The following is a 9,295-nucleotide window of genomic DNA, read 5'->3' as shown; positions in this document are numbered from 1 at the left end:
CGCGACCCCGCCTGGCCTTGCAAGGCCAGACCTTCTCGTCCCTCTCGCAAAGCGCGCAGGCGCTTTGCTCGTGTGCCCCAAAACGCAAAAGGCTGGCCGATTTTCATCGACCAGCCTTTTATGTTTTGGTGCCTACGGAGGGACTCGAACCCCCACACCTCGCGGCACATGGACCTGAACCATGCGCGTCTACCAATTCCGCCACGTGGGCCTTCTGGCATCAGCGGTAAGCTGCTGTGCTTGAAAGAGGCTGCATATTAAGGCCTATCAGGAAGGCGGTCAACACTTAATTGAAAAATCTTTTATTATTTTTCGCCTGCCTGTCTCCACCTGCAACAGGTCCCGAAAAACTAACAAAAACGGCGACCCTCGGGCCGCCGTTTTGAAGTGCCGCATCAGAGGCCGATGAAGCTCATCCGCCCAGGTAGGCTTCCACCACCTTGGGATTGCCCAGCAGGTTGGCGCCGCTGTCCTGCAGCACGATCTTGCCGGTCTCCAGCACATATCCGCGCTGCGCGATGCGCAGTGCCTGGCGCACGTTCTGCTCCACCAGCAGGACCGTCATGCCGGTCTTGTTGATCTCCTGCACGATGCGGAAGATTTCCTGGATGATCAGCGGTGCCAGGCCCATCGAGGGTTCGTCCAGCAGCAGCACCTTGGGTTTGGCCATCAGGGCGCGGCCGATCGCCAGCATCTGCTGCTCGCCGCCGGAGAGATTGCCGGCCAGGCCGGCGGCACGGTTTTTCAGCACCGGGAAGAGCGAGTACACCCACTCCAGGTCACGGGCCACGCCGTCCTTGTCGCGACGGGTATAGGCGCCCAGGGACAGGTTCTCTTCCACGGTCAGCGTGGTCAGGGTGGCACGGCCCTCAGCCACCTGCACCACGCCGGATTCGACGATGCGGTGCGGCGACATCTGCAGCAGGTCCTGGCCATTGAGGAGCACGCGGCCGCGCTGCGCCTTCACCAGACCCGAGATGGCCAGCAGCGAGGTGCTCTTGCCGGCGCCATTGGCACCGACCAGGGCAGTGATCTCGCCTTCGTTCAGCGACAGGCTGATGCCCTTGACGGCTTCGATGTGGCCATAGGCCACGGCCAGGTCTTCCACCTGGAGGATGGGTTGCTTGTTACCGCTGGCGCTCATGCTTCTTCCTTGCCGAGATAGGCCTCGATCACTTCCTGGTTGTTCTTGATCTGGTCCGGGGTGCCTTCGGCGATGATCTTGCCGAAGTTGAGCACGGCAATGCGTTCGCACAGGCCCATGACGAAGCGCATGTCGTGCTCGATCATGAAGATGGTGAAACCGCGTTGCTTGATGTTGACGATCTCGCTCATCAACTCGGTCTTCTCGGCCGGATTCATGCCGGCCACCGGTTCGTCCAGCAGCAACAGCTTGGGCTTGGTGGCCAGCGCCCGGGCGAACTCCAGCTTGCGCTGCTCGCCATAGGACAGGCTATCGGCCAGCATGTGCGCCTTGTGGTCCAGGCGCACCCAGGACAGCAGTTCCAGCGCACGTTCACGGGCTTCCTTCTCTGCCTTGCGGAAACCGCCCAGGTTGAACAGCATGCTGGCCACGCCATAGTTCAGGTGCTCGTGCATGCCGACCACGACGTTTTCCAGCAGCGTCATTTCCTTGAACACGCGGATGTTCTGGAAGGTGCGGGCGATGCCGCGTTCGGTGATCTTGTGCGGGGCGACGGCACCGATGTCGTCGTCGTTGAAGCGGATGCTGCCCGATGATGCGCGCAACAGGCCCGTGATGAGGTTGAAGACGGTGGTCTTGCCGGCGCCGTTGGGGCCGATCAGGCCGAAGATCTCGCCTTCCTTGACGTTGAAGTTCACGCCCTGCAGCACCTGCAGGCCACCGAAGTTCTTGCTGATGTCGTTCAGTTGTAAAAGCATTACTTCACCTTCTTCTCAGCGTTGCGGCCCAGGAAGGCGCGGATGCGGCGCGGGTCCCAGATGCCCTTGGGCAGGTACAGCACCACCAGGATCAGGATCAGGCCGTTGATGGCCAGGCGGAAGTCCTTGAAGTGACGCAGCACTTCCGGCAGCAGCGACAGGATGGTCGAGCCGATCATCGGGCCGATCAGGTTGCTGGTGCCACCGAAGACGGCCATGGTCAGGATGTCCACCGCATTCTCGAAGCCATAGTTGTTGGGGCCGATGGTGAAGGTGTAGTGGGCGTTCAGGCCACCGGCGACGCCGGCGATGGCGGCACCGATGACGAAGGCCAAAAGCTTGTAGCCGGCCACGTTCACGCCCATCAGGCGGGCCGCCACCTCATCTTCCTTGATGGCCTCGAAGGCACGCCCGGTCTTGGAGCGGCGCAGGCGCGCCAGCGCGTAGATGGTCACGCCCAGGATCAGCACGATATGCCACCACTCGGTGATGGGCGGCACACCGTTCAGACCCATGGGGCCGCCGGTGATGTCCAGGTTCAGCACGATCACGCGTACCACCTCGCCAAAGCCCAGTGTGGCCATGGCCAGATAGACGCCGGACAGGCGCAGCGTGGGGATGCCGATCACCAGCGCCACCAGCGAGGGCAGCACGCCGCCTGCGGCCAGGGCGATGGGGAAGGGCAGGTCGAACTGCATCGTCAGCAGCGACGCGGTGTAGGCGCCGATGCCCATGAAGGCGGCATTGGCCAGCGACAGCAGGCCGCAGGACAGGGTGACGTAGATCGAGAGTGCCAGCATGGCATTGACGCCGATGCTGAAAATGACGGTGTTGTAGGTGGCCCAGAAGCCATCCCACCATTCCATGAAGCCCATCTTATGCCTTCCTTTCCAGCACTTTGCCAAACATGCCGGAGGGTTTTACCAGCAGGATCAGGAACAGGAGGCCGAAGGCCACCGCGTCGCGGAAGTCGCTCGAAATGTAGGCGACCGTCAGCACCTCGGCAAAGCCCAGGAACAGGCCGCCGATCATGGCGCCGCGGATATCGCCCATGCCGCCCAGGATGATGACGGCGATGCCCTTGTGCAGCATCGGCTGGCCCATGAAGGGGGAGATGGCGTTGAAGGACACCCCCACCAGCACGCCGGCAGCACCGCCCAGGGCGGCGGCGGCAAACGAGGTCAGCAGGAACAGGCCTTCGACGTTGATGCCCAGCAGGTAGGCTGCCTTGGGGGATTCGGCGATGGCGCGCAGCGCCCGGCCCAGCTGCGTCTTGCGCATCACGCCCAGCAGCACCACCATCAGCACGAAGGCGATGACGATGATGGCCACTTGCACGGCGGTGATGTGCAGGTTGCCCAGGCTGACGCTCTCTTCAGGGATGGTGCCCTGGGGGAAGCGCTTGTTCTCGGCGCCGAACAGGCCCTGCGAGATGTTGGTGATCATGATGGCCACGCCGATGGTGGCGATCATGGGGATCAGGTGAGGCGCATTGCGCTTACGCAAGGGCTTCAGGACCAGCACGTCGATGATGAGGCCCAGCAGGCCCGTGGCCACCATGGCCAGCAGCAGGGCCACCCACAGGGGCAGTGCCATCTGTTCGACCAGCAGCAGGGCGGCATAGCTGCCCAGCATGAAGATCGCTCCGTGCGAAAGATTGATCACGCCCAGTACGCCGAAGACCAGCGTGAAGCCGAGCGCGAAGAGCGCATACACGCTGCCCAGCGAAAGGGCATTGATGAGCTGTTGTTCTAACATTGGAACCTGCGATAGGTGATGGGGCGCGGCGCTCGCTGCCTGCACTGCATGCATGGCGCGGACGAAGTCCCTCGTTACGTCGTATTGCCGGAATCAGCGGCCTGTCATCCCGACTGGCTGCCTGTGGTTCCCCGTTCCGGCCTGGCAGTGTCTTGCGCATCCCGCGCCAGGATCGCCGCAGGGACAAGGCAATGCCCCTGCGGCGGAACTGCGGGAGAGTATGGTTGCAGCTGCCGGCGTACCGGCAGCCTTGCCTGCAGGCGTCGTGTGCTTACTTCAGCAGCACGAACTTGCCGCCCTTGGCGATGTTGACGATGGCTTCCTGGTCAGCATCGAAGCCGACCTGCTTGCCGGCCACGGCCGGGGCTGCGCGGAAGGCGAACTTGCCGGTGGCGCCATCGATCTTCACGGCCGGCAGCGCGGCGCGCAGGGCGTCACGATCCTTGGCCAGGTTGCCCGACAGCTTCACGTTCTTCAGGGCATCGGCCACGATGTACATGGCGTCATAGGCTTGCGCAGCGAACTGGTCAGGATCGGAACCGAACTTGGCCTTGTAGGCCGCGATGAAGGCCTTGTTGGCCGGAGTCTGGTTCTCGGCCGACCACGGGCTACCCATCAGGGTGTTGTCGCCGGCATCCTTGGCGATCTCGAACAGCTTCGGCGAGTTCAGGCCATTGCCGCCGATGAACGGCTGCTTCATGCCCAGTGCGCGGGTCTGCAGGATGATGTTGGCTGCTTCTTCGGCCAGGCAGGAGCAGACGATGGCGTCCGGGTTGCCGGCCTTGATCTTGGTCAGCTGGGCCTTGAAGTCGACGTCACCCTTGGCATAGGCCTCGGTGGTGGTGACGGGGATCTTCTGCTGTTCAAGGGTGGCCTTGAAGACGTCGTAGCCGGACTTGGTGAAGGCGTCGTCGTTACCGTAGATCACGGCGACCTTCTTGATGCCGAAGTGCTTCACGGCGGCCTTCACGGTCACGGGCAGCACGTCGGCTTCCATGACGGAGTTGCGGAAGGTGAAGGGGCCCATGGCCGTGATGCCGTCAGCGGTGTTGCTGGTACCGAAGACCACCACCTTGGAGGCGTTGGCGATCGGGTCGGCAGCGAAGGCCGAGTTGGACAGGGTGGGGCCGAACACCGCCAGCACCTTGTCCTGGAAGATCAGTTTCTTGAAGACGTTGATGGCTTCTTCCTTCTTGCCTTGTTCGTCTTCGATCACCAGGGCCAGCTTGTCGCCGTTGACGCCGCCCTTGGCGTTGATTTCTTCGGAAGCCAGGGTGAAGCCGTTCTTGATGGCTACGCCGTACTTGGCGGCCGGGCCGGTCAGGGCTTCAGCGACGCCCAGCTTGATGTCGGCGGCCAGTGCGGCCGAGGACAGGGTGGCACCGATCAGCAGGGCCGGAATGGTCTTGAGCATGGTATTGAATTGCATCGAGTTCTCTCCTCAGTTAGATATTGTAGAAACCGTCCCCGTCAGGCAGCGCAGACCAGCGCCACGTCACAAGGCGATTCCTTCATCGAGGATGATGCAAAAGACGCCCGGGATGGCCGGGACTTGTGCTCCATCCTCTGAAGACCGTTTTGCGGCCTCTTTCGATACAGCCGGCACAGCATACCCGAAAAAGCAGGCTGCGCCAGCAATTACAACCCGCCGCCACGCACCCGGGTAGGGTGCGCCGCAGCGGCATGCGAATGTCGTCCGGCCAGCGGACGGGGTGGTGCTGTTGCCTGGTGCCGTGGCGAAATCCATCTATTCCCGTTCGGACTGAGTAGGCCCGTCAGGGCCGTATCGAAGGCGCAGCAATGGCGCGCCTTCGATACGCGGCTACGCCGCTACTCAGTCCGAACGGGTATTGAAAGGAAAACGGGTTCGCCACCTGTGTTTAGTTCAGTTCCTTGCGGATATGGGCGATGGCCGCGCGCACCTGGTTGGGTGCGGTGCCGCCGATATGGTCGCGTGCGGCCACCGAGCCCTCCAGCGTGAGGACCGCGAAGACGTCTTCGCCGATCAGCTCCGAGAAGGCGCGCAGTTCGTCCAGCGACAGGTCGGCCAGGTCACAACCCTTGTCCACGCAGGTACGCACGGCGTGGGCGACGGCTTCGTGGGCGTCGCGGAAGGGCAGGCCCTTCTTGACCAGGTAGTCGGCCAGGTCGGTGGCGGTGGCGTAGCCCTGCAGGGCAGCAGCGCGCATGGCATCGGGCTTGACGCTGATGCCGCGGGCCATGTCGGCGAAGATGCGCAGGGTGTCGGTGAGCGTGTCGACGGTATCGAACAGCGGTTCCTTGTCTTCCTGGTTGTCCTTGTTGTAGGCCAGGGGCTGGCCCTTCATCAGGGTCAGCAGGGCGATCAGGTGGCCGTTGACGCGACCGGTCTTGCCGCGTGCCAGTTCGGGAACGTCCGGGTTCTTCTTCTGCGGCATGATCGAGGAGCCGGTGCAGAAGCGGTCGGCGATGTCGATGAAGCCCACGCGCGGGCTCATCCAGATCACCAGCTCTTCGGACATGCGCGAGATGTGGGTCATCACCAGCGCCGCGGCGGCGCAGAATTCGATGGCGAAGTCACGGTCCGAGACGGCATCCAGCGAGTTGCGGCAGACATCGTCGAAGCCCAGGGTCCTGGCCACGCGCAGGCGGTCGATCGGGAAGGTGGTGCCGGCCAGGGCGGCGGCGCCCAGCGGCAGGCGGTTGATGCGCTTGCGGGCGTCCAGCATGCGCTCGGCATCGCGGCCGAACATCTCGACATAGGCCAGCACGTGGTGGCCGAAGGTGATCGGTTGCGCGACCTGCATGTGGGTGAAGCCCGGCAGGATCACGTCGGCGTGTTGCTCGGCCAGGTCCAGCAGGGCCAGGCGCAGTTCGCGCAGCAGGCCCACGATGTCGTCCACGGCGCCGCGCATGTAGAGGCGGATGTCGGTGGCGACCTGGTCATTGCGCGAGCGGCCGGTATGCAGGCGCTTGCCGGCATCGCCGACCAGCTCGGTCAGGCGCTTTTCGATGTTCAGGTGGACGTCTTCCAGGTCCAGCAGCCATTCGAACTTGCCGGCGTCGATCTCGCCCTTGATCTGGGCCATGCCGCGCTGGATTTCGGCGTGGTCGGCCGCGCTGATGATGCCCTGGTGGGCCAGCATCTCGGCGTGCGCCAGCGAGCCCTGGATATCGACCTGGGCCAGGCGGTTGTCGAAGAACACCGATGCGGTATAGCGCTTGACGAGATCGGAGACGGGTTCAGAAAAGCGAGCCGACCAGGCTTCGCCCTTTTTAGCAAATTGGTCTGTCATATTGGGAATTCCGGAGAATGGGCGATTATAGCAAGCACAACTGCGCCAGGCCACGCCAATGCAGCCGGAAATGCTGCGGGGCGCGGATTTTTCGCATTTGCCAGCCGTCAGCCTGCACGCTTTTTTCGTCCCTTCTCGCCCGATGGTGTTGGAGAGCTTCCGTTGGCCTCGATGAAATGTGATTATTTCCACATGGCATCATTTTTGCTTGTTGTTTTTGCGCAAGTCTTCCTGCAGCGCAAAAAACCCTTGTACTGATGACAAAAGCTAAGGCTATACTCGATTGGCGATGACTGATCCGGGGAGCGGGAATCCCGGTGAGGAAAGGGCTACCTCTTCCGGCCAGGCCGGCATGAACCGATGCAAAATCGGGACGACGGCGGGTCGCAGTTGCCACGGGGGTGGTCCTGTTAGCGCTCATGAGCAAGATGTTTGGGGGTCGTCTTACAGGAGAGAAGCATGAATCTGGAAGCACTGTTTCAGCAGCAAACTGCATTGCCGAGCATTCCCAAGGTAGTGCAGGAAGTCATCGAAAGTTTCAACAACGAGTCAGTCTCGATCGAAGAGATCGCCAAGAAACTGGCCGCCGACCAAGTCCTCAGCGCCAAGATCCTGCGCCTGGCCAATTCCTCCTATTACCACGTCTCGCGCACCATCGGCACGGTGGAGGACGCGGTCCTGATGCTGGGCTTCATGACCGTGCGTACGCTGGTGGTCAGCACCGGCATGGCGGGCAGCTTCAAGAAGCTGCCGGGCGTGGACCTGAAGCTGTTCTGGCGTTACAGCCTGGATACGGCCGTGGTGTCCAAGTGGCTGGCCAAGCAGGCCAAGCTCAATTCCGATTTCGCCTTCACCGTGGGTCTGATGCATGCCATCGGCCAGCTGGTGATGCATGCGGCCATGCCGGAACAGGCGCTGCAGGTGGACAAGGTGGCCGGTCCCCTGGACGCCCGTCGCCTGGATGTGGAACGCAAGTCCTTCGGTTACGACTTTGCCGACGTGGGCGCCGAACTGGCCCGCCGCTGGCGCTTCCCGGACGAGTTCAGCCAGGTCATCAAGGCCTTCCCGCAGCCGCTGGAAGGCAAGTTCGATCCCTTCGCGGCCATCGTGCACCTGGCCACTTGGCGTGCCCGGGCCGAAGAAAACAAATACTCCGCCGATGAAATGGAATCGACCTTCCCCAGCGAGGTGGCCGCCAAGCTGGGCCTGACGCTGGCGACCTTCACCGAAGAGATGCCGCCGCTGCCGGAACTGAGCGAGGGCATGCAGGAACTGGTGGCCTGATCGCCTTTTGCCTGCTTCTGGCAGACCACAAATGACAAATGCCGGCACCCGCAAGGGGCCGGCATTTTGTCTTGGTGCTTCCGCAGTACGGTCAGTGTGGCCGCTGCGCTCAGTAGTTCAGCTTGGCGTCCAGGAAGTTGAGCATGGAGCGGTAGGCCTGGCTGCGTGCGTCCGGGTTGCCGCCGCTGGTGACGCCTTCGCCCCGCTTGCCCACGCCGGCCACGTCCATGCGCACATGCACCGGCAGGCCGGGCGCGTCGAAGTCGTGGTAGGTGTCGGGGTAGAGGCGCAGGGCGATTTCGGTATCGCTGCCCTGCATCTTCTGTTCGATCGCTTCGCAGGCCTGGGGTGGGGTCCAGTCGTCGTTTTCGCCCATCAGGATCAACAGCGGCGCGGCCGGCTTGAAGGCTTCGCCGGTCTTGGCATAGGGGCGGCAGTCGGGATAGAAGGCCACGGCTGCGCGCGGCTGGATCTTGCGCACGGCCACATCGGTTTCCGCCAGGTTGATCGAGGCCAGCAGGGTCGAGGCGCCGTGCGACCAGCCCAGCAGGGCGACGCGCTTGACGTCCACATCCGGCTGGGAGGTGACCCAGTGCATGGCCGCCTGCACATCGAAGCGCCGGTTCATGGCACTGATCTCGCGCTGGGCCACGGTGTCCTGGCAGGTGGAACGGCGGCCACGCGGGGTAAAGCTGTCGGGGAACAGGACGTTGTAGCCGGCGTCGGTCAGTACCCGCGCCATGGCCAGGTGGCGTGGCGTGAATTCGCCCTTGCCATCACGCACCATGCTGTAGAGACCGCCACAACCATGCAGGGCGATCACGGTGGGATAAGGTCCCTTGCTGTTGAGCGACTTGCGCGCCTTGATCCACACGCCATAGAGCGCGGTCGCCTTGCCACCCTTGATGTCCACGCTGGTCAGCGAGACGCGGCGGGCTTCCAGTGGCGGCGGCGGTGCGGAATTGGGCGCAGCCTGCACGCGTGCGCCGATCAAGGCCAGCGTTGCTGCAATGCAGAACGCAGCTACCGGTTTTCCCCAGTGTTGCATAGTGTGTGATTCCCCGTATCGATGCCGC

General features: G+C 63.0%; 8 protein-coding genes and 1 tRNA gene. 1 reads left to right on the top strand and 8 read right to left on the bottom strand.

Translation table 11 applies throughout. The annotated features are described in order from the left end of the window. Positions 1–126 precede the first annotated feature (126 nt). The 7 genes from HWE04_RS05990 to argH form a co-directional block, all read right to left on the bottom strand. Positions 127–211: transfer RNA gene (locus HWE04_RS05990), tRNA-Leu, on the bottom strand. A 201-nt stretch (positions 212–412) separates the two neighbouring features. Further along, positions 413–1,144 carry an ABC transporter ATP-binding protein gene (locus HWE04_RS05985; RefSeq protein ID WP_006463332.1) on the bottom strand — a complete coding sequence of 244 codons (732 nt, stop codon included), beginning with the start codon at positions 1,142–1,144 and terminating at the stop codon, positions 413–415. Then, positions 1,141–1,902 (bottom strand): ABC transporter ATP-binding protein, encoded by a 762-nt coding sequence (locus tag HWE04_RS05980; protein WP_006463333.1) that lies wholly within the window; start codon positions 1,900–1,902, stop codon positions 1,141–1,143. The genes HWE04_RS05985 and HWE04_RS05980 overlap by 4 nt, the downstream gene beginning before the upstream one ends. After that, complete coding sequence (locus tag HWE04_RS05975; protein ID WP_006463334.1) at positions 1,902–2,777, bottom strand: branched-chain amino acid ABC transporter permease; 876 nt, start codon at positions 2,775–2,777, stop codon at positions 1,902–1,904. The genes HWE04_RS05980 and HWE04_RS05975 overlap by 1 nt, the downstream gene beginning before the upstream one ends. Before the next feature lies 1 nt (position 2,778). Further along, positions 2,779–3,660: a branched-chain amino acid ABC transporter permease gene (locus HWE04_RS05970; RefSeq protein ID WP_013234894.1), complete on the bottom strand. Its 882-nt coding sequence runs from the start codon at positions 3,658–3,660 to the stop codon at positions 2,779–2,781. Between the two features lie 271 nt (positions 3,661–3,931). Beyond that, positions 3,932–5,089 (bottom strand): ABC transporter substrate-binding protein, encoded by a 1,158-nt coding sequence (locus HWE04_RS05965; RefSeq protein WP_006463336.1) that lies wholly within the window; start codon positions 5,087–5,089, stop codon positions 3,932–3,934. Between the two features lie 451 nt (positions 5,090–5,540). Continuing rightward, positions 5,541–6,935 carry an argininosuccinate lyase gene (gene argH / locus HWE04_RS05960; protein ID WP_166757955.1) on the bottom strand — a complete coding sequence of 465 codons (1,395 nt, stop codon included), beginning with the start codon at positions 6,933–6,935 and terminating at the stop codon, positions 5,541–5,543. A 459-nt stretch (positions 6,936–7,394) separates the two neighbouring features. Between argH and HWE04_RS05955 the strand changes: the two genes are divergently transcribed. After that, on the top strand, positions 7,395–8,219 hold the full coding sequence (locus tag HWE04_RS05955; RefSeq protein ID WP_077235139.1) for an HDOD domain-containing protein: 825 nt from the start codon (positions 7,395–7,397) through the stop codon (positions 8,217–8,219). 109 nt (positions 8,220–8,328) lie between these two features. On the opposite strand, the gene HWE04_RS05950 is transcribed toward HWE04_RS05955, so the two are convergent. Next, complete coding sequence (locus HWE04_RS05950) at positions 8,329–9,267, bottom strand: dienelactone hydrolase family protein (protein WP_241811843.1); 939 nt, start codon at positions 9,265–9,267, stop codon at positions 8,329–8,331. Positions 9,268–9,295 lie beyond the last annotated feature (28 nt).

The sequence above is a fragment of the Herbaspirillum sp. C7C2 genome, assembly GCF_022627865.1.
Classification (GTDB): Bacteria; Pseudomonadota; Gammaproteobacteria; order Burkholderiales; family Burkholderiaceae_D; genus Herbaspirillum; species Herbaspirillum frisingense.
Note: the sequence above shows the minus strand (reverse complement) of the source record. Positions and strands in the feature narration are given on the sequence as shown.

What these genes read in the sequence shown, in the direction of transcription:
- argH (WP_166757955.1), bottom strand. Translation starts at nt 6,935, where the DNA reads ATGACAGACCAATTTGCTAAAAAGGGCGAAGCCTGGTCGGCTCGCTTT.
- HWE04_RS05955 (WP_077235139.1), top strand. Translation starts at nt 7,395, where the DNA reads ATGAATCTGGAAGCACTGTTTCAGCAGCAAACTGCATTGCCGAGCATT.
- HWE04_RS05970 (WP_013234894.1), bottom strand. Translation starts at nt 3,660, where the DNA reads ATGTTAGAACAACAGCTCATCAATGCCCTTTCGCTGGGCAGCGTGTAT.
- HWE04_RS05965 (WP_006463336.1), bottom strand. Translation starts at nt 5,089, where the DNA reads ATGCAATTCAATACCATGCTCAAGACCATTCCGGCCCTGCTGATCGGT.
- HWE04_RS05975 (WP_006463334.1), bottom strand. Translation starts at nt 2,777, where the DNA reads ATGGGCTTCATGGAATGGTGGGATGGCTTCTGGGCCACCTACAACACC.
- HWE04_RS05950 (WP_241811843.1), bottom strand. Translation starts at nt 9,267, where the DNA reads ATGCAACACTGGGGAAAACCGGTAGCTGCGTTCTGCATTGCAGCAACG.
- HWE04_RS05980 (WP_006463333.1), bottom strand. Translation starts at nt 1,902, where the DNA reads ATGCTTTTACAACTGAACGACATCAGCAAGAACTTCGGTGGCCTGCAG.
- HWE04_RS05985 (WP_006463332.1), bottom strand. Translation starts at nt 1,144, where the DNA reads ATGAGCGCCAGCGGTAACAAGCAACCCATCCTCCAGGTGGAAGACCTG.